16 protein-coding genes are annotated in these 21,781 nt (G+C 34.7%); 9 read left to right on the top strand and 7 right to left on the bottom strand.

The features are described 5' to 3' along the window. Window positions 1–39 precede the first annotated feature (39 nt). Window positions 40–756 carry a response regulator transcription factor BfmR gene (gene bfmR / locus ACS72_RS12940; RefSeq protein WP_004891693.1) on the bottom strand — a complete coding sequence of 239 codons (717 nt, stop codon included), beginning with the start codon at window positions 754–756 and terminating at the stop codon, window positions 40–42. 554 nt (window positions 757–1,310) lie between these two features. Here bfmR and ACS72_RS12935 point away from each other — a divergent pair. From ACS72_RS12935 to ACS72_RS12930, 3 genes are all read left to right on the top strand, one after another. Further along, window positions 1,311–4,145 (top strand): ribonucleoside-diphosphate reductase subunit alpha, encoded by a 2,835-nt coding sequence (locus ACS72_RS12935; RefSeq protein WP_048882348.1) that lies wholly within the window; start codon window positions 1,311–1,313, stop codon window positions 4,143–4,145. Between the two features lie 367 nt (window positions 4,146–4,512). Beyond that, entirely contained in the window at window positions 4,513–4,641 is a 129-nt protein-coding gene (locus tag ACS72_RS18905; protein ID WP_278364076.1) for a hypothetical protein, read from the top strand. Between the two features lie 142 nt (window positions 4,642–4,783). Further along, a complete protein-coding gene (locus ACS72_RS12930; protein ID WP_008307445.1) occupies window positions 4,784–6,067 on the top strand; it encodes a ribonucleotide-diphosphate reductase subunit beta in 1,284 nt (427 codons plus the stop codon). Between the two features lie 109 nt (window positions 6,068–6,176). On the opposite strand, the gene ACS72_RS12925 is transcribed toward ACS72_RS12930, so the two are convergent. Together ACS72_RS12925 and ACS72_RS12920 are read right to left on the bottom strand one after the other, a co-directional pair. After that, window positions 6,177–11,045, bottom strand: a complete 4,869-nt coding sequence (locus tag ACS72_RS12925) for a hypothetical protein (RefSeq protein WP_048882347.1) — start codon at window positions 11,043–11,045, stop codon at window positions 6,177–6,179. A 103-nt stretch (window positions 11,046–11,148) separates the two neighbouring features. Then, window positions 11,149–11,385, bottom strand: a complete 237-nt coding sequence (locus tag ACS72_RS12920; RefSeq protein ID WP_008305957.1) for a helix-turn-helix transcriptional regulator — start codon at window positions 11,383–11,385, stop codon at window positions 11,149–11,151. A gap of 124 nt (window positions 11,386–11,509) precedes the next feature. Here ACS72_RS12920 and ACS72_RS12915 point away from each other — a divergent pair, with 124 nt between their 5' ends. Continuing rightward, the gene (locus ACS72_RS12915; protein ID WP_008305959.1) at window positions 11,510–11,752 is read left to right on the top strand and encodes a transposase; all 243 of its coding nucleotides are present in this window, start codon (window positions 11,510–11,512) and stop codon (window positions 11,750–11,752) included. 81 nt (window positions 11,753–11,833) lie between these two features. Here the strand turns inward: ACS72_RS12915 and ACS72_RS12910 are convergent, their stop codons facing one another. Beyond that, entirely contained in the window at window positions 11,834–12,703 is an 870-nt protein-coding gene (locus ACS72_RS12910) for a hypothetical protein (protein ID WP_008305961.1), read from the bottom strand. 162 nt (window positions 12,704–12,865) lie between these two features. On the opposite strand from ACS72_RS12910, the gene ACS72_RS12905 reads away from it, so the two are divergent. The 5 genes from ACS72_RS12905 (at window position 12,866) to ACS72_RS12885 (ending at window position 18,884) form a co-directional block, all read left to right on the top strand. Further along, window positions 12,866–13,132 (top strand): hypothetical protein, encoded by a 267-nt coding sequence (locus ACS72_RS12905; RefSeq protein WP_008305963.1) that lies wholly within the window; start codon window positions 12,866–12,868, stop codon window positions 13,130–13,132. 237 nt (window positions 13,133–13,369) lie between these two features. After that, on the top strand, window positions 13,370–14,077 hold the full coding sequence (locus ACS72_RS12900) for a hypothetical protein (protein ID WP_008305965.1): 708 nt from the start codon (window positions 13,370–13,372) through the stop codon (window positions 14,075–14,077). A 1-nt stretch (window position 14,078) separates the two neighbouring features. Next, complete coding sequence (locus ACS72_RS12895; protein ID WP_034592732.1) at window positions 14,079–15,959, top strand: Mu transposase C-terminal domain-containing protein; 1,881 nt, start codon at window positions 14,079–14,081, stop codon at window positions 15,957–15,959. Continuing rightward, window positions 15,946–16,893 carry a TniB family NTP-binding protein gene (locus tag ACS72_RS12890; RefSeq protein WP_008305969.1) on the top strand — a complete coding sequence of 316 codons (948 nt, stop codon included), beginning with the start codon at window positions 15,946–15,948 and terminating at the stop codon, window positions 16,891–16,893. Before ACS72_RS12895 ends, ACS72_RS12890 begins: the two co-directional genes overlap by 14 nt. 8 nt (window positions 16,894–16,901) lie before the next feature. Then, window positions 16,902–18,884 carry a TniQ family protein gene (locus tag ACS72_RS12885; RefSeq protein ID WP_048882346.1) on the top strand — a complete coding sequence of 661 codons (1,983 nt, stop codon included), beginning with the start codon at window positions 16,902–16,904 and terminating at the stop codon, window positions 18,882–18,884. Here ACS72_RS12885 and ACS72_RS12880 read toward each other — a convergent pair. From ACS72_RS12880 to ACS72_RS12870, 3 genes are all read right to left on the bottom strand, one after another. Next, a complete protein-coding gene (locus tag ACS72_RS12880; protein WP_034592785.1) occupies window positions 18,867–19,814 on the bottom strand; it encodes a hypothetical protein in 948 nt (315 codons plus the stop codon). The genes ACS72_RS12885 and ACS72_RS12880 overlap by 18 nt on opposite strands. 128 nt (window positions 19,815–19,942) lie before the next feature. Next, window positions 19,943–21,073 carry a hypothetical protein gene (locus ACS72_RS12875; RefSeq protein ID WP_048882345.1) on the bottom strand — a complete coding sequence of 377 codons (1,131 nt, stop codon included), beginning with the start codon at window positions 21,071–21,073 and terminating at the stop codon, window positions 19,943–19,945. Next, window positions 21,073–21,471 carry a hypothetical protein gene (locus ACS72_RS12870; RefSeq protein WP_048882344.1) on the bottom strand — a complete coding sequence of 133 codons (399 nt, stop codon included), beginning with the start codon at window positions 21,469–21,471 and terminating at the stop codon, window positions 21,073–21,075. The genes ACS72_RS12875 and ACS72_RS12870 overlap by 1 nt, the downstream gene beginning before the upstream one ends. Between the last annotated feature and the right edge of the window lie 310 nt (window positions 21,472–21,781).

Raw genomic sequence — 21,781 nt, 5'->3', positions numbered from 1 at the left:
TAAGCTTTCCCGCTTATTCAGCTTAGGAATGACATGTAATTACATGCCATTGGTTTCCTTAACGAACAGATAACCTTTACTACGAACTGTTTTAATACGTTTAGGGTTTTCTGGATCGTCCCCAATTTTCGGACGGATGCGCGAAATACGAACATCAATTGAACGGTCCTGGCCATCATATTCAATGCCACGAAGACGCTCGAAAATATCTTCACGCGAAAGAATACGGCCTGCATTTGATGCAAGCAACCACAACAGATCATATTCTGCACTGGTAAAGTCTACCAATTCACCATTCAAGGTCACAGAACGGCCACCATTGTCGATCACAAGATCGTCAAATTCAATACGTTGAGCCACTTCATCTTCAGGCACTTTATCAGTACGACGCAACAAGGCACGAATACGCGCCAGTAGCACACGCGGCTGAACCGGTTTAGCGACATAGTCGTCCGCACCCATTTCCAAACCCAATACCTGATCCATATCTTCAGTACGTGCAGTCAGCATCAAAATCGGTTGATGATAATGTGGACGAACTTCACGACAAATGGTCAAACCATCCGCACCTGGCAACATAACATCTAAAACTACCATGTCTGGCTGCTCGGCGATAATGCGGCGAATCGCACGATTACCGTCGGGCTCTACCCCTACCTCAAGTCCGTTACGAATAAGATATTCTTGAGTTAAACGAGCAAGACGCTCATCATCTTCAACGATTAGAATTTTGGGTAACTTTTCTTCTTGGCTCATATATTGTGCACCTTTATTCGATGGACGTATCCTTTTGAAATCTGATAGATACGGTGGATATAGCAAGCAATATACACACGTTTACATTGTAAACAAGATAGCATTCACCAAACTGATACATCAAAGTAGCATTTTGTAATATTTTTTTGCAGATATTTCTGTTAGCGACATTTTTTATACAAAACATCGAACAAATCCACGCTAGGCAACCGTCTATCTGAATAAAAAATGCCCTCAATTTGCTCAAAAAGAGTTATCCACAATGTTATCTATAAGTACTTCTTGCCAGCTTTGTTATGCTATGCCTTGCCGAATAAGGCTTGCACCAAGATGATAAAAAAAAGGATTTTTTTAATAAAGTTTCTCAGGTTGTTTCACTAAAATATTTATTAAAATGTCAATATTGATCTACCCTAAATTTTCCCGTATCTTGTGTTCAATTAATTTTTAAACCACTAGGTATTGTGTTTATTCCTCAAACACTGTGGCATAAAAATTGCCCAGTTCAAACGGTCCATAAACATAAAAATAGATGACAATGGAGCTATGCTAAAATGAGCGTAATTACTTCAACTCCTGGTCAACTTCAGGTGATTAAACGCACCGGTGATGTTGCCACTTTTGATGCAGAAAAAATTTCTGTCGCAATTGGTAAGGCTTTTTTGGCTGTTGAAGGCCAACAAAGTGCTGACTCAAGCCGTATCCACGATCGTATTGAGCAGCTGACGGAAATGGTCATGAACACTTTCAAACGTCGCTTGCCTTCTGGTGGGACGATTCACATTGAAGAAATCCAGGATCAGGTTGAACTTGCGCTTATGCGTACCGGCGAACAGAAAGTTGCGCGTGCCTATGTCATCTATCGCGAACAACGTTCTGACGCTCGTAAGCAGCTGGGTGCCAACCATCACCCTACCCTGCAAATTACTGATGCAGCGGGCAAGCTCAAACCGCTTGACCTGAGCCAACTAACTGAAACTGTTGCTAAAGCTGCTGAAGGCCTTGAAGGAATCGACGTACAGGCGATTGTCGATGAGACCGTAAAAAACCTGTATAACGGCGTAAAAGAGTCTGACATCTCTACAACCATGATGATGGCGACTCGTACTCGTATTGAGCAAGAACCTCACTATACTTATGTAACTGCGCGTCTATTACGTAATGACTTGGTGGCAACTGGTTTAGAGTTCTTGGGTCTACCTGCAGATACCGTTGAAGGTGATGCGCTAGAAACTTACCTCAAAAAAGGGATTGACCTAGAACTTCTTTCACCTGAATTATTAAACTTTGATCTGACTAAATTAGCTGCAGCGATTCAACCTGAACGCTCTAACCAGTTTACTTATCTAGGTCTGCAAACATTATTTGACCGTTATTTCATCCACTCGGATGGCGTACGTTTCGAATTGCCGCAATTATTCTTTATGCGTGTTTCAATGGGTCTGGCCCTGAACGAAGAAAACCGTGAAGAGCGTGCGATCGAGTTCTATAACTTGTTATCTAGCTTCGACTACATGGCATCTACGCCGACCCTGTTTAACTCAGGCACGCTTCGTCCACAGTTGTCTAGCTGCTACTTGACCACGATTGATGATGACCTGTTTGATATCTATGGCGCGATGCGTGATAACGCAATGCTGTCTAAATGGGCAGGCGGTTTAGGTAATGACTGGACACCAGTTCGTGCCCTGAACTCATACATCAAAGGTACAAATGGTAAATCACAAGGTGTGGTTCCGTTCCTGAAAGTAGCGAACGATACAGCTGTTGCAGTAAACCAAGGTGGTAAGCGTAAAGGTGCAGTATGTGCATATCTTGAAACCTGGCACCTGGACATCGAAGAATTTCTGGAACTGCGTAAGAACACTGGTGATGACCGTCGTCGTACCCACGATATGAACACTGCGAACTGGGTTCCTGACCTGTTCATGCAACGTGTATTCGAAGATGCAGAATGGACACTGTTCACACCTTCTGAAACGCCTGATCTACATGACTTAACAGGTGCAGAATTCGCTGAGCGTTATGCTTACTACGAAAGCATTGCCAAAGAAACAAACATGTTGCACAAGAAAATCCGTGCAAAAGATTTGTGGCGCAAAATGCTGTCGATGCTGTTTGAAACTGGTCACCCGTGGATCACATTCAAAGACGTATGTAACCTGCGTTCACCACAGCAACACGTGGGTGTAGTCCATTCTTCCAACTTGTGTACAGAAATTACTTTGAACACCAGCAAAGAAGAAATCGCAGTATGTAACCTGGGTTCAATCAACCTGGTTCAACACGTTCAAGGTGGTGTACTAGACCGCGAAAAACTGGCACGTACAGTTAAAACTGCAGTTCGTATGCTTGATAACGTGATTGACATCAACTACTACGCTGTTCCTCAAGCACGTAATTCAAACCTGAAACACCGTCCAGTCGGTATGGGTATCATGGGCTTCCAGGATGCGCTATACGAAATGAACCTGGCTTATGGTTCTGAAGCGGCGGTTGAATTTGCTGATGAATCGATGGAAGTGATTTCTTACTACGCGATTTCAACTTCAAGTGACCTTGCTGTTGAACGTGGTACATATGAAACATTCAAGGGTTCATTGTGGGATCAAGGTATTTTACCAATCGACTCGCTTGATTTGGTTGCGAAAACTCGTCCAGAACGTATGTTCGAAGTTGACCGCACTCAACGTCTGGACTGGGATACTTTACGTGCCAAAGTTCAAAAAGACGGTATGCGTAACTCGAATGTGATGGCAATTGCGCCAACTGCAACGATTTCAAACATCTGTGGTGTGTCTCAATCCATTGAGCCTACATTCCAGAACTTGTATGTGAAGTCGAACTTGTCTGGCGAATTCACCGTGATTAACCCGTACTTGGTACGTGCGTTAAAAGAACGTGGTCTTTGGGATGCAGTCATGGTCAACGACCTGAAACATTTCGAAGGTTCTGTGCAGAAGATTTCTCGTATTCCTGAAGAGCTAAAAGCCATCTTCGCGACTGCGTTTGAAGTTGAAACTCGCTGGATCGTAGATGCTGCATCACGTCGTCAAAAATGGATCGACCAAGCGCAGTCTCTTAACCTTTACATCGCTGGTGCAAACGGTAAGAAACTGGACATCACTTACAAGATGGCTTGGTTACGTGGTCTTAAAACCACTTATTACCTACGTGCATTGGGTGCAACGTCTGCTGAGAAATCGACGATTAACACTGGCGCACTAAATGCTGTTAAAGCGACTGCAACTGCAGCCCCTGTTGCGGCAGTCGCTCCAGCAGTTGAAGCGAAACCTGAAGTTCCTGCAGAGGAAGAAGGTTTTGCAAATGCAGCACCAGTGCCAATGGCATGTTCAATTGACAATCCTGATTGTGAGGCTTGTCAGTAATTTAGGCTTATACAGCTACATTGAGATAATGATGATTGCTAACATGTCAGCATGTTGTAGATCAGATATCTGAATAGTTGTATCAGTTTAGATCTTCTGATTTTCAGCATGCTTTCTTTAGAGAAAGCATATGAATAAAATTAACGCATTTATTTTCAGTGTGTTAACAATAGTATGTGGTAGTACGGGAGCTTATTTATATAACTCCCAAACCAGTAATGTTCAAAGTAATACACTTGCACAGAGTACAGGAGAAGGTTCAAGTAACTTGAACCACTCCTCTGTTCAAAATGTTACCTATAACATTCACCACAATCACTATTACACTACTGATCAAAAAGATAAATAGAAACACAAGGAAACCTCAATGCCTCATATGACCCATAACTATATGTTAGGACTTGCTGCACTGGTGGTTTCCTTTGCTCTGACTTTTTATGCACCGATTGCCTATTTCTGGTTAAAGGCTCATAAATCGCGCAAGCAAAATAAGTAGTGGGGATTTTTGCTCTTCCGTACAAAAGCAGAGCAGTCATCGACAAAACTTAATTTTGCTTACATAAATTGAGCGTATAGTAGGACATTTCAGCGAGGCTGAATGTCTAATAAAAGATATAAGCATCGAAGAGAGAACTGATATGTCTATCTTAAGTTGGGACGATTTCGAAGATGATTCGCAAAAACCAGCTGCACAAACACAGCAGCCTGCGCCCGTCGAGCCGCAAAAAGCGTCTAATTCACAGGTGGTACCTGATGCAAGCAACACATCGTCGGATGTGGCAGCTGCACAACCCCTTAGAGCCACTCAAAACCGAGGATCAAATCCAACCGATTCGTTGGCAAGAGCATCTGCTTCCCTAGATCAGCTTGATGTTGCTCCAGGCTTGGAAGAGCTTGAAATGGGTGCGCAACGTGTACAGGTTGACGACAAGGCAATGATTAACTGTCGTGCGGACTTGAACCAGCTTGTTCCATTCAAATACGAATGGGCTTGGCAGAAGTATCTGGACGGTTGTGCAAACCACTGGATGCCGCAAGAAGTGAATATGAACCACGACATCGCGCTATGGAAGTCTGAAAATGGCTTGACTGAAGATGAACGTACCATCGTGATGCGTTCACTTGGTTTCTTCTCGACTGCGGATTCACTGGTTGCAAACAACCTGGTACTGGCGATTTACCGTCACATTACCAACCCTGAATGCCGTCAATATATCCTGCGTCAGGCATTTGAAGAAGCGATTCACACGCATGCGTACCAATACTGTATCGAATCTTTAGGTATGGATGAAGGCGAAGTCTTCAACATGTACCGCGAAGTACCGTCAGTTGCACGTAAAGCGGCGTGGGGCCTGAAATATACGCAACAGTTAAGCGATCCAACATTTAAAACTGGCACACCTGAAAACGACCAGATTTTACTTCGCAACCTAATCGCGTTCTACTGTGTACTTGAAGGGATCTTCTTCTACTGCGGTTTCAGCCAGATTCTTTCGATGGGTCGTCGTAACAAGATGAATGGTGTTGCCGAGCAATTCCAGTACATCCTGCGTGATGAATCAATGCACCTGAACTTCGGTATCGATATGATCAACCAGATCAAGATCGAAAACCCGGGTTTATGGACCACTGAGTTCCAGGAAGAAATCATCCAGATGATTCTTGAAGGTACCATGCTGGAAATCGAATACGCACGTGACACGATGCCACGCGGTGTATTAGGTATGAATGCTGGCATGATGGAAGAATACCTAAAGTTCATTGCGAACCGTCGTCTGGCGCAGTTAGGTCTGCCTGAACAGTTTGCTGGCGTAAATAACCCGTTCCAGTGGATGTCAGAAATGATGGACTTGCGTAAAGAGAAGAATTTCTTCGAGACGCGCGTAACAGATTACCAAACTGGCGGTGCATTAAGCTGGTAAGGTTTACGTCAAGCGACTCATTGTTTGTCATTTACGACTCATAGTTTGTCATTAGACGACTCATAGTTTGTCATAAAAAAACCGCCAAATCTGGCGGTTTTTTTAAACTCTAAAAAGGAATAATTTTTGAAAAAATTTGCATAATCATATTCTTATGTTTTGGTTGCATAAAATTAATACCATCCAAATTTTCTAAGTTATGTTTAGAATAGAATTCATTAAACATATAAATTAAGTCCACATCCAATCTATCTTTTTCTTTTAATAATTCAATAGCTAAAGAAATTAAATGATAATTTTTAGAAATCATCCATTTTTTAAGAACAGATTTCATCAGATCCCCTTTGGCTAACTCTATAAAAATTTCTCTTAAAAAATCATAATATTTATAGTCTTCAAAGGTAAAATCCACAAAATACAAAATGACTTCCTCGAGATATTTTGGTTCATTTAGAACGTCAGCAAAAAAAGCTCTATTTGTGAGTGAGTGTTTATTTAAGTTTTCTATAGATTGAGCTCTTACCCAATTTGCAAATGGTGAGTCATTCCAACCATACGCGAACCAGCCTAATACACCAGATTCGAAAGAAAACATTATTTCATTTGGTTCTCCTAAATATTTAACGAAAATTTCAGAAACCTCATCCCACCTATAATTTAAAATTAATAACTTAGCTAATTCATTTTGCTCATTGAGAGATAATAAATTATGGACTGGTGATAATGTTAAACTCTGAATAATTAATTCTAATACAGAATTATTAAATCCATATATTTTTATTGCTTTTCGTATTTTAACTAATGGATTTAAATCATTCGAGTTTAAATAAAAATCTTCCAAAATTTCCTTTCCATTTTTTGTTCTTTCCAAATAACTTTCGTATCCCTGATTAATAAATTCACTAATATTGATCTTTTCCTTTCGAAAAAGGAGATCAAAATTATCAAAATTTTTGAAAAAAATAGATGAAGCTAACTTATCTCTTTGTAAATAATCAATCATGAAGAAATTATCAGCATACATCCCTTTTGCTTTATCACTCTTAAAATAATTTTCTATCTCATTAAACTCTTCCAATTCAATTAGACCTATTATCCCCGACCTTACTTTTTGCTCATAATTAAGCCCTGTAGAAACTAATTCTTTTAAGCAAATAGACTTCCAATACTGGCTATTTATTGAAGAAAATTTTGCGCTTTTTGAATAAGCCATTATTTTTCTTGTACGTATTGTCCCATCATACTCTAATAGAGGATTAGGAATAATTTCCTTAATAAAATCAAAATCATTTACTCTCTCGTAAATTATAGAGTTTATAATTGCTCTAACATCTGAATAAGAAGAATTAACTAATTTCAACAATTGACTGGAAACTATTTCATTAGCTTCTAAACATTTAGTAATTATTTCAAAATTAGAATGAGCGCTCTCAAAAATTTCTGGTAAAAAATTTAATACCTCCTGATATTCATGGAAATTAATTATTAAATAACCTATTAAATTGGATCTTGAATCAGGCCTAATTTTTACATTTTGTAAAAAATCAATAATTATATCTTTTGTTTCTTCATCTTTAAAATTATCGATTAAACTAAATACAGGACGTAAATAATCATTTTCAATCATTTCATTTGAAATATTAATCAACCATCTTTTTCTTTCATCCTTATCCTCAATATAATCTGAGATATATTCAGAAAGAGGAGCTGCTAAATCTTTATTATCACTATATACCCATTCATTTATTTTATTTTTAACTTCTTCATCATTCTTCCAACTTCCTAATAAAGCAGTAACTACCCAGTATTTATCATGCAATTCCCCTTCATTTTCGTAGCTTGAAATTAATTTTTTTTTAAAATCCACATCATCAATTAACTTTAAAAAATTCCTATTAGAATAAGCTTGATAACAAACCCTATATTCTTTCAATTCCTCACATACTGATCTTAATAATGCTTTCTTAATTAAAACATTGTCTTTAAAATTTATGACTAATAGTTCATCCAATATCGAATCAAACATTGTAAAAGAAAATAGTTTATTATTTTCTAAATCTGAACAAACTATTTCAGCAACAATATCATCATTAGGGAACTGACTAACTAAATATTCTAAATGATATTGATGTTTATTAAATTCTGTTTTTTTACAAAAATTTATAAACTTTGTTTTTAAATCAATATTATTAGGCCATCCCTCTTTGATGATATTTATTATAGAACGCTCTTCTCTAAATAAATTTTGATCTTGAAGCATATTTAATAAAATTGATAAATCTTTACTACTTTGAATACTGTTTTTTATCTTCGCTATAATAACAGCCTTAATTACTTGTAAATTGCATGAGCTAGAATTAATTTCTATTACTTCTAAAACTACTTCTCTACCTATATTCTGGGTAGCTAATGCTAATATAGCAACAGCTCTTACTTCTGGATTAGGGTATTTTTTTGCCAAATTACTTAAAATTTCTATACATCGTTCATCATTTTTGAATACTGTAGCAAAGCTCAGAGCTGCTTCATATGAACAATACCAATCTTCATCAAATATTGCCTTATATAGCGTATTAAATAATTGCTCATCTGGATTCCAATGTTTTAATCCTTTCAGAACTATTCTTCTAGTATATGGTGAATAAATATTATTCCATTTGATTATTATATCGCGACATTCTTGCGATATTTTTGAATATAAAGAACCCTTTACTATACTTTCAGCTAAATTAACTCGATATTCTGACAAGGGGCTAGTTTCAATTTCATTAATAGCCATTTTCAAAATATCACGAGATCTTCGAATTGTTACTCCCAGATCTGAAGTGATCAATTCAGTCTGTAGCATTGTTGATTTTAAACGTTGCCACTCTCCCTCTTGACCATGTTCGTCTAAAATATCGAGAGTGGTAGAAACTAGATCTTTTTTTCCTTGAGAATCTAGTAGGCCAAACCAACTTAAAATACTTTCATGCCAGTTTTTTAATATCCAATGCTCCTTAAACCAATTTAATTGATCAGCTTCACTAAGTCTTATAACGTGCTCAGCTGCTAAATATTCTTGAATGCTCAAATGTACAAAATTATATTGTTTCGGACTTCTTTCTACTAATATTGCATACTGATCGACTAAGAGATCTAATATTGTATTAGCATGAATTTTTGCAGTATTTAGGTCTTCGCCCAACCCTTCTTCATCATCAATTAAATAGTCTTCTATAATTTTTTTGCATTCATTTCTGGATAATGTAGAAGCATGTAAATCAGCCGTTTGTAATTTCCATGCAAGCTTTATCAATAAATTTTGGATGTCATCATGCCTAATATGCATAACATCTTTATTCAACAATCCACCAGCATGAGCTCTAGCCTTAGGATGCTTAGTTAGAAGTAATTCAATAATTTGTTGATATACTTTTACCCTTACTTCAGGAAGTGCATGCCTATGATGAAACAACTCTATCAAAGCTTGACAAATTAGTGGAGTTTTAGCCAATTCAAATGTTTTTTGATTAGATTTAACTACATTTAAAAAAAGACTCGATCTAGCATTGAGCTGCAATTCAAACTCTTCACCCTCCCCATATTGATAAAATTCAATATGACGAAACCAAGTGCTCGCCAACTTTGAAATTTTATTTTCATCTAAATATTGAAGAGTACCTACTTTCCAATTAGCAGGTAATGAATATTGTTTATATCCTTGTGGTCTGCTTGTACAAATAATTCTAGCATCATGAGATTCTAAAAAAGTTATAACACGGTCTATTGCTTGCTGCCCTAAATATTCATTTCCAGACTCATCAAGACCATCTAAAAGTATTAGTAAATTACCAGTGTTTATAGCTTTTTTAAATAATGGATAAATATCATTGTAACCAAACTGATGTAACCAATCTTTTAAATAATCATCTATATTAAGAATCTCTTTTTTTTCTATTGCAGATGTAAATCCAGAAAACGAGATCCATATTGGAACACAAGTGTTAAAAAAATTGTTATTGAGTTTTTGATTATCAGTAATAGGTTCTAAAATTGTTAAAGTTAAATATCTTAAAAAAGCACTTTTACCTAAACCAGGTTCACCAATAATAATGCCATTTTCATGACCTAGAATCCACTCTAATATAGGTGATATATTTTCATAACCAATATTACTATTTTTATATTCATTTTCCTCATTTGAGTAAATATAGTCATCCTCTATAGGAGAATCAGTTTCTTTAGGGAGATTTATATAGCTTCCTTGAATATACTCACTAATATCAGAAGGAATATATCTTTCTCTTAAGTCGATAAATCGATTTGTATGTGTACTATTTAATCCAGGATCATGTCTAGCAAATAAAGTTGAGTAAAACTTAAACAAACGGTTGCGTAAATTATTTATCTCATACCCATTCGCCCTATCTCCGAGTAATTCAGCTTTTTCTAATCCATTAAATCGTTTAACCCATTCTCTACCAAAAAAATCATCAACTATCTCTGGTAAGTTTTTTAATTTTAGTGATAATTGACCTGTTTCAGTAGCATCCCATACTATGAAATCTATGCCTTTCTGTCTTAGAATTTTTTTTTGATTTTCAATTTCATCAACTTGTTGGGTGTGGTTCATTGGGATCGTTATACATAAAACAAATATTTGTGTTTGTGGAGCCCATTTACCTATTAAAAATTTATTTACAGCAGTTTTGATATCTAAAGCATTAAAAGTTTTTACTCTTTTACATTGGAAACATGCTTTTTTTTCTGTTGTCTTTATACTTGCTAAAATATCTAAGCCACTTTGGTCTTGGCCCCTTACTCCATAAAGATAAGTATCTGTAATAGTAAACTCTTGACTTACTATCCTAGCAATTAATTTTTCAAAATTTTCCCATTCTAATTTATCAAATGGCAATGTTTGTTCTAAGGTATCAATTGGAGGTAAAGGTGGTTCACCATGGGGTAAACAAAATAATTCTTGATCAAAATTCATACTTTATTAGATATAATAAAAATTGTATTAATTATATACTAATCAAAAATTAACTTATTAATTTAAAAAAACTATTTTCCATGAAAGAAATAAAAATTTTAAGTTAATTTTTATCTTTAATCTCATTTAGAAATTTTATTAAATCTTTATCTATAGCTTTTAACCAATCCATTAACTCAATCACATCTAACCGCCTTTCTAGAATTTCAACTTTAGATACATAAGACTGAGGCTTCCCCAAACATTGGGCAAGCTCCACCTGAGTCACATTTTTAGACTCACGCAGTTCTATAAGTTTCTTAATTAGGTCTTGATACCTAGGATCGTGTATTGAGCGCATGGCTCAATATCAGTTACAATTAAAAATATCCCAAAATAGGATATTTAAACTTAACCCTATCTGTTTACAGAAATTTTTCGTTTAGAAATGGAAATTTTTTTAAATGGTAGTTTAGGAATTCGATGTGAAGCAAAAATTTTCAGTAGCTCAAATCAACAGTATTGTTAAAAAGAATTTAGCAGGTGCAACTGTCGAACAACTTTGCCAAGAGTATAAAATAAGTGTTGCTACTTTCTACCGTTGGAAAGCTAGTTATTTAGATATCGATGAACAGATTTTTACTCGACTCAATAAGTTAGAACAGGAAAATTTAGCTCTCAAACAGATGTATGCTGAAGAAAAATTATCTAAGCGTCTAGAAATGTAGAAGGTTTAACTAATCACTACTATATAATTCTTCTCACATCTTCTCCCCCATTATCCTTATCAAAAATCTCGAATGTAAATTTCAATGATAATTTGCATTCGAAGCATCCCATAGGGCATCTAATGTCAGAAAATACCCTCCGTCCAAGAGACTTAAAACTCGTGTTTTATGCAATAAATCTGATAATGCTCTTACTCTTTCCTTCCTTGTAATACCCACTATTATCTTATCTTCCATTGCTAACAATAGATCTAGCAAAATTTTGACATTATTCGAGAAACTATCCTCAAAATTTTCACCAAATATTTCCTTTGTAGAGCTAACTGAAGAAAAAACGTAGAAATTAACCAATGAGATAAGATGTTCACGATAATAAAAGAATGGAATTTCAGTACAAATGATAAGTAACGTTCTATAAATAGACTGGCTTATTGCAAAAGTATTCCCGTCTCTATTAGCAGCCAATTTTAAAAAAATTACCTGCGCAGCCAAAGCATCAAGTCCTGCTAACCTTTCTAACCTTATTAGTTCTCTTCTTGATAAATCTGGTACTAATTCAAGACTGGTATCATATTTATTTGGTTTATAAAGAACTTTCTGAACATCCCATGGAAGTTGGCTAATTCCATGTTTAATAAGCCAATCTATCTCTTTGTTTCCACGAATAGCTTGCCAAAGAATATTATTAATAACTTTACAACTTCCGAATACATGTCTTTCAGCAGCATCAATAAGCTTTTGATTTGGAGTATGTTTACCAACTCGGTAGCCTCTCCATTTATTATTATGATAGGCATCACCATACTCATTTTTACCAAAGGCTTCTGGTTCAATAATCCTTTCTATCTGGTAATCCGAATTTTTTGACAAATTTTCTCTGATGTACGAATACCACAGTGCTACTCGTACAGCATCGATATGATCTCTTCGTTTTATTTTAGCTTTTTGCATGTTGCGTGGACCTTGACGCAACCATAAAAAATTATGGATTATTGTTAATAATCAAATAATTACAAAATCATATTAGAGTAATCTTTGAAGCCATTTTTACTTTCTACACTACTTATTTAATACGGTATATGATTTTGTTGTGACAGGTTAGGACAAACCAAAATGCAAAATAATATTCTTGTCGATGCAGAAATGATTGAGCGAGACCTTTTTGATCGTTATGGTCCACTTATCATGGATGATGCTTTAAGAATAGCTTTAGGCTACAAATCAACTGAAGCATTTAGACAAGCTTTAACTCGAAAGACTGTTCCTATACCAGTCTTTTCTGTTGAAAATCGTCGTGGTAAATATGCTCTAGTCAAAGATGTAGCAATATGGCTAGCCAATCAACGTAATTCAACTTTAGAAAAGAACCAAAGACTCTAATATGAATTGATTTCAAAAATCAAAGATGGGAGAAATGTGACAAAGTAATAACTCAAATAAAAACGGACCCTTAAAGGATCCGTTGATGACTCTATATAAAGATACAGAGACGTCAGAAATCATAGTATCTTCCGTATAAAGTCACCAGTCAAGTAGCCGTTATTCAATTTGAATAGCGTTGAATCCTCTTATTCTCATTTCTTTATTAAGAATGAGAGAATGCTGGGAGATACAAATATGTCTTATAAGACTCTATGTTCAAAAAGAGAAATCCAACAGAATATTCTTCAACAGATCAAAGAGGCTTTTGAAACCACGGCTAATATAGCTTCCACTATCCACGGTCAACGTAAGATTTATCAAGGCTCTTTTGGCCGTCGAACTTCCCTATTTCCTAGTCAAAAGTGTTGTGGTGCTATACCACTAGAAAGCCGTCTTGAACTAGCTCATGCGATACGTTTAGAACAAGATCCCAACATCACAAATTATCGCTCACAAGCTTTAAAAATTTTAATTACCGATAAACAGTATTGTTACCCAGATTTTTTAATACAAACCAAAGAAGGTAGTTATGAAGTTCACGAAGTCAAACCATCCATAGCCTCATTATCAACAGAAGATTTAAACCGCTTTGCAATACTTTCTGTTTTACTCCACTCAATTAATATCACTTTTAAGCTAATAGAGCACACAGATTTACCAAGTGAATCAGAGGTTTCTCAGCTACTTTACTGGTATCAAAGAGGACATCGATTTAACTGGAATCATTTAGAAATCGATTACGCCTTAAATCACTTGCAAGAAACTCAATACGATGATCCTAAACAAGTCTATAGAAAGCTCGAATCAATCGGTTTGAAGCAAGAGTTAGGTGATTATCTATTCTTTCACAAGAAAATTAAGATTTCCAAAGGAAAACTTAATGATCCTAAAGGAGTCTTTTAATATGAAAAAGGCTCTATTTAATCCTCAGCCCGGTTATCGCTTTTACTTTCAAGAGCATCCTAATTACATATTCGAAATAGGGTCTATTACTCACACCACTATACGTTATGCAGCTATCGCTGGTGGTAAGGCTTTTTCAATAGGATTGAATGACTTTGAAAATCAGTACAAAGCTGGTGAGATTTTATGTGTATTTGCACCTGAAAAACTTATCCTTAACCCTAAATATAGTACTGAAATTCACCGCAAAGAACGCTATATCATCTCTGCTCTTCAAAAACTTAAACATCCTACATGCATAAAACAGCTCTCATTATTGATCCAAAAAATAGCAATTGAGATTAAAGATCGTACCCCCCCTTCACCCCGAACAGTTGCTAGATGGATATTCAAATATAGAAGTTATTCCCAAAATAAACTCTGCTTAAAAAATGAATATAAAGGAAATTGTTCTCTACGCTTTCCTCCGGAGGTATATCAAATTCTTAATCAAGCTATTAATGATGTTTACCTCAAACCAGAATATAGAACCAGTAAAGATGTCCAAGCTTATATGCTCGGAAGATTCATGGAGCAAGGGATATCTCTTGACAACTTGCCGAGTCTTAGAAGTATTCAAAAACATATTAAAAAACTAGACCCCTATCTCACTTTGAAAATAAAACAAGGGAGTCGAATTGCAAAAAAAGCATTTCAAGCAGCTGGTCAAAATATTATCAGCCCATTTGCACTTTATATGGTCGAAATTGACACTCATTATCTAGATATTATTGTGATTGATCCTAAGACAAATGTTGCTCTTGGACGACCATTTCTAGCTTGTGCTATTGATGTTTACTCTAGAGCGATTGTCGGTACATATATCAATATGTATCCACCAAGCGCAGCAACGACATTAGCTGTTATTAAAGAGATGGTAACTCGGCCCACTCTTGGTTTACCTGGAGGAATTCCAAGTATCATTATTCCCGATAATGGTGTGGAGTTTAAAAACAATTCATTGGCGAGGGTATGCGATCAGCTTAAAATCACGTTAACACCATCTCAGGTAGGTACGCCAAATAACAAGCCACATATAGAACGTTTCTTTAACACCCTCACCCACGGAATTCTTCAGAAACTGCCAGGGACAACCTTTTCAGACTCAATAGAGAGAGGCAGTTATAATTCAACTAAACTCGCTCAGCTCACGATAGAACAACTCAAAAAATATATTAATACATGGATTAATGAGGTCTATCACCGATCTATTCATAGTTCTACTGGTCGCTCTCCATGTGTCATGTGGCAAGATGCTATCGAAGATATTAAGCCTAGTTTTCTTACTGAAACGGATGCAGAGATTTTATGCCGCAAACCTATTGAACGAAATATTAATCATGGTCAAGTCCGTATAGATGGAATCAGCTATTTCTCACACGCACTCACAACACTACAGGCACAAGGTATAAAAAAAGTGACTGTGCTTATAGATGATTTAAATCTAAATGAAGTTTTTATCATTGATCCCACTAATAAAAACATAATCATTCAAGCAGACTCTACTAATCAAGACTATACATTTGGATTGACACGTGTAACTCACTTAGAAGTTCAAAAGATAAAAAAGGCACAATCTCGATCAGACAAGCAAAAGATCGGAGCAATGTCCGACTTGTACTATCTATATAAACTTATGCATGAGATTCAAAGCAATCTTGTGAGAAGAAAGCCAAGATTAAAACCCCTTACTCTCGAACTTCCCAAACAGCTAGAAAGGGTCGAAGAACAACTACTTTCAAAAGAAGAGGATATTGCTGAACAGCCTGTTTCCACAATAAATGAACCCACACCAATTAATCAATTTGGCTCATTGGAGGTAGTTAAACATGGAAAAATTTGAGAATCATTTTGAAAAAATTCGATCTATTAACAATATTGTTATTACTTCCAATGAATTTATGACCGCATTCACCGGCATACAAGATTGTGTCAAAAGAAGTATTTCATTTAGAGAGCCTGTTGGAAGCATGCTTCTTTCTGAAGGAGGACTCGGGAAAACCACCCTCTGTAAAACGATTTTGAGTCTGATGCCTCCTACAGAAAAAATTGAGCAGGATCATATAAAAAACATCATCCCAGTATGTTATGTGGAAGTCCCATCGCCTGCCACAGTTAAATCATTAGCAATAACGATGCTCAAAGAGCTTGGAGATCCTACTTATGAAAATGGGTATGGTACTACTGAATACTTAACTAGCAGGCTTATTTATTTACTCGCACAATGCGAAACCAAGCTTATATTTTTAGATGAATTCCACCATCTATTTGAACGTAAACCCACGTCTACGAGAATGAATCGGACTACAGGAAATTGGCTTAAAACCCTAGTAAACAGAACCGGTATTAGCTTTTGTTTAGTAGGTTTACCTGAGTTTGTACCCCTACTCCAAGTTGATAGCCAAATTGCACGCAGATTCCCATTTATCTATCAACTAAACCCATTAACCGTTGATTCTTTAAATAATAGCGGGAGTATATTTTTGTTTCTTGCTGAAGTTGCAAGAATACTCAATAAGCAAAATATTACTTTCCTTCCTGCGCTAGATAGTCAACTTATTGGCATGCAAATTCAATTAGCTACGAAAGGTTTTCACTCATACGTAATGAGCCTTATTAGGGAAAGTATCGCGCATGCTTTAAATGAGAACAGGCAAATCATTAATCCCAGTGATTTCAGCTATGCCTGGAAGTTAGGCATAACGTCATACATCAGTAAACAAAATAAAAATCCATTCGAAATGAACTATTCGCAAATCATTTCATTAATGAAATAGGCAGAATTATGCAAAATTCTCTTTTAATGCAAGCTAAGCCCTATGAAGACGAATCACCAATGAGCTTCTTGTTAAGAACGGCTGAACTCAATGCACATAGTTCAATTTTCAATTTAATAGGAAAAGAAAAATACAAATCTATCATACGTCATTCTTTAAATTACCATATCACTGATATGACCCGCTTCATCTTAGTCTTAAAAGCATTGAATCTTGATAGTTCTTATAAATTTCTAGCCTTTGAAAGATCGCAGCCGACCTATAGATCTCCAATAATTATTGGAGCAATCGAAGTTCCTTATGAGTTAATAGAACTTGAATATTTACGTTACTGTCCTATCTGCCTTTCTGAAAAAGCTTATTTTAGAAAATTATGGACCCTAAAACCAATACACGCATGTCCAATACATTCTTGTTTGTTAATTTACTCTTGTCCTCAGTGTAAACATTATCTTATTCCAAAATCAGGGGTTCGAAACTGTTCAAGCTGTGGTTTTAAATTAGATACAGCACCGATACGGAAAGCAGAGTCAATGAAAAGTGTCTATTGGTTTATTGACATGCTTAATCATAGTTCAAAGGAGCGGTTTAGAAAGTTCGCATCCTGCTGGAAAGCTTTTAATGATTTTCTAAAATCTGATAGATCTAACACAAACGAAAATATTTTTTCTAAAGTATATGAATATTTTTCTGACCCTGACATTTCAGCATCAAAATTAAGTGAAAGTATTAATAGTAAAAGTGAGTATTCTCACCCTAGGATTCAATTATTACCTTTTCTAAAGTATGAACAACTGTTCACAAAACATATTGAGATCACTGAAAAAAATTCATCAGAGTACAAAATTACTCAAAAGAGTATTTCTAGAGAACTTAGAAATTATGAAATAAAACTGATCTTAAAGGTTTCTCGCTTTGAGCTTGAGAAATTGATAGATAGTGACTATTTAAACCTTGGTGACAAAGAACTTTATAAAGGAGATATTGCCAGCATAGACGTAGAGCGCTTTCTAATTGGTGCATATCCTCAGCTTAAATCTGTAGTAGTCACCAACATCGAAGAACCCGTAGATAAGGATAAAATTCAGTTAAAAGATGTTGCCAAGATTTTAGAAATCAATTATGACATTGCTAGAAATCTAGCAAAATCTGGATGGTTCAACTTAGAGGATATATATGAAAAGCCGCAGACTCTCAGAAAGTATTCAAAAGAAAAAGTAACAGAATTCAAAAATAAATACATTCTTGTTAGCCCCTTAGCAACACAGCTTAAGGTGTCTCCAACTAATCTAGTGGAGAAATTAGGGGCTTTAGGTATTACTCCTACTAATGGCCCACATATAGATTCAACTGCAATTAATATTTTTTTAAAGTCTGATGTTCAAGATATAAAGACAAATGACCTAAGTACTATTAAGGGCTATCCAACTCGAGCTGGAAGGCACAAAAATACCTTAAAAGATGTATCCCAAAATGCAGATTATTACTCTTTAAATGATTCTGCATCCATATTAGCAATTAGCTCAAATAAAGTTGCTGTACTTGTTCAAAAAGGGATTCTTAGGAAAAATGAGAACAACCCTTTATCTGTTCAGATTGAAGCTTGCTCCCTATTAAATCTTAAAAACAAACTACTAAGCGACGAATTTATTTCCTACCTAGATGCTGCAAAGCAATTGAACTGCCCTGCCAATTGGATAAAAAAGTATTGGTGCAATACAGGCTTCTTAAGCATTGAAGATTTAGTCTATTGGAAGCTCATTCCACGAGAAGAACTCAGTAAAGTACTTAAATTAAAGGAAGTCTATATGACAGGTACTGAAGCTAGTAAGTTACTAGGAATGAGGCATTCGCATATAACGAACCTACAGAAACAAGGTTTAATTCGTCCCTATTATCTTGGCAAAACTGATTCAAAAATTAGGCTGTTTAAAAAAGATGATGTCATCCGCATCAAAAATGAGAATTCTCGATCATCTGCGACTATATGATCTTCTAACAACTAAAAGAGAATCGTTGGGGATTTCCACTTTTACTTTTATCTGTACATCATTACCTCGGTAATCCTTAGCTTTAGACTGGTATTGAACTAAGGCATTTTTACCTATGCCTCTAAGTAAGATTTCAGTATTTTTTAATTCGACATACTCCCCTTTTCTTTCACCAATCTTTGATTCAGGGAAAAGGTCTTTTAGTCCAAATTTTATAAAAATAATACTTTTTCTATCATCTTCTCGTATTGAGGCTAAGGTAGAAGTTATAAGAAAGTTATTCGGCTTTTCGCTATAAAAAAGATATATAGAGCTTGGAAAAAACAATATATATATGAGCATAATAGATAGCTTTAAATTTTTCTTTTCTATACTTTCAGCTGTAGATTCCTCACTCTTTAAATAATTATTATCTCGAAATTCTTTAATAAAGATATCAATACAGTATGTAAGCAATATACTTAAAAAAATCATTAATATTAAATTTAATGATTTTTCGTTATAAAAAAGAAAAATCAATACAAATCCAAAAATATAAAAAATAAATTTTATAAACTTAACAGAAATCTTATCTATTACTTTTTTCACCTTTACCAAGGTAATATTTCTTATATTCACAATATTATTAAAAAATAATTTTATCTGAAATAAAAATTTAAATATCCTTATTATACCACTAAAAATAAAAATAACTATTCTACCAAGTGCATAATGTGAACTCAAAAATAATAAAAAAACCAATAGAAATTTTATAGTTATTAAAAAGAATAAAAGACCATCACCCAATGATAAGTCAGTGGGAAAATAATCAATATATGTAAAGTACAATAGGATTAAACAAATACCAAATCCAATAATGAATTTTATTATCTGGTTACTACAATTAATTACCCAATTAATTTTTTTAAAAATAAAATCAAAAAAACTCAAAACCATCCTCTTTATAAAAATCACTTATAAACAGAATTTTTAAATTAATTCTGTTTATAAGAAAATAGAAGCACAGTCCCTGTCTGGGCTTATAACACTTGGTTTAAAATTATTTTAGAAATAACTAATTAGTCAAAAATACTAATTTGTAGATAGTCCTCATTTATAATATGTATTCTATCTTGATAGTTTTTTGATCTAGGAAAAACCCTCCAAGCAGAAACGTCTTTTGATAACAATTTATTATTATTTCCCATCTTTCTATATAAACTGTCATCTTCAGTTTCTATGATAATTCCTGCATTTGTTTGACGAATTTTTCTATAAGAGTTTTCTTCTAGAACTTTACTATCATCAACAATCCACTCATTTTGAGTAAAATCATAAAATAAGGAATGATTTTCTTTATCTAGCCCGACAAGTTTTTTTCCATCAAACCAGGAATACGCAGCTATATTTTCTAAATTATTTGGAATTCCCGATGTAATATATTCTTTTAAATACGATATATTTTCTTGCGGTATACGTTCTCTCTCTCTAATCTTTTTTAATCTATCTTCTTCAGTGTCTCGAGCATGAAATTTAAAATTACTATCACTAATAAGCTCTTCATACTCAAGTAAAACTTGTGTATCTAACTGATCCAAGATAGCAATAGTCGAGTTAAGTTCCCATTCGCAATCTAAACAAACTTCCTCATTTAAAATTTTTCCCTCTTGTTGTTTCAGACCGACAGTATTATTTTGCTCAACATCATTAACAACTTCTAATGCCCCATGACAACCAGCTGCTAGAAGTGTTCTTCCCCATGAGCCAGTGCTCACTCCAAAAACTTTAGATTCTCCCCAAACTTTATATAAATCATTAAAGCTCATGATTTTACCATTATCCCAACTTTCTCTAAATGGTAAAGCTTCCAAACCTCTTTCCGATGAAATATATAAAATATTATCTTTTATATCTAAATCTGTTGACCAAACATCTAAGTCTAAACATATACCTTTTTGATATTCTTCTAAAAAGTTTTGATCTAATTCTATAACTAAATCTTTTTCAAATTTAATATTTTTATCTTGACGCGTATCAATCAATTTTTTCTCAAAACGCTTTTTCTGAACATCTTTTCTCATGTATTCTTTTATTAGATGATTCCAGCTATAAGTGCAAAGTTTTCCATCAACATCAATAGTAAATAAGACTCCAGAATAAATAAAAGAATCTAAAAAATTTCCTTCAATATTAATTTTAAATTCAGACATTACTTTATCGCCTTATTTAATTTGACAATTGTTTTTTTCTTCACACCCGGAGATTTTTGCCACATTTTTAAAATATCACTTGGAGGAAAATCAGAGACAGTATTTACTGGATAACCATGCCATCGGTCTTCTCTATGCTTAATAAATTTGGCAACTACCAGATTAATATGAGTATTTTTTCCTCTATATTTTGGTCTATGATCTTCACCTATTACTAAAGGGCTTTCATCTTCAACTTTAATAGCCCAAATAGATTCTGATTCTTCATGTAGCCAATTTTGCTCATAACCATGAAAGAAAATTTCTTCCTCTTCCGTTACCTCTACAATCCATTTGCTTTTTTTGTCTTTGCTCCAATTAGGAGGTCGATGATCTGCTTTATTTTCGTATATAGGCATGTCAAGAATATCAATACAAGTTATGAAATTTTTAGAATAATACTAAATAAAACAATTTATTACTATGGATAGTAGGATTATCTTCCAAGAATAAAAAATGCTCTAGTGCGGCTAACTAATCCTCAATACTTTGAACTCTGGATTCAACACTAAGTTAACAAATTAAAGACATCTAAAACACCTACTAAAAGCTCATTTAGACAAATGACACAGGTTGAGTCGTCTTACACTCATAATGACATCGGTTGAGTCGCAGTATAATGACATTATGGTTCGTTTGAAGAATTAAGACACTGATTTGATTATTATG

This window comes from Acinetobacter sp. VT 511, assembly GCF_001077515.1.
Taxonomy (GTDB): domain Bacteria; phylum Pseudomonadota; class Gammaproteobacteria; order Pseudomonadales; family Moraxellaceae; genus Acinetobacter; species Acinetobacter schindleri.
This window is presented reverse-complemented; position numbering and strand designations above follow the sequence as displayed.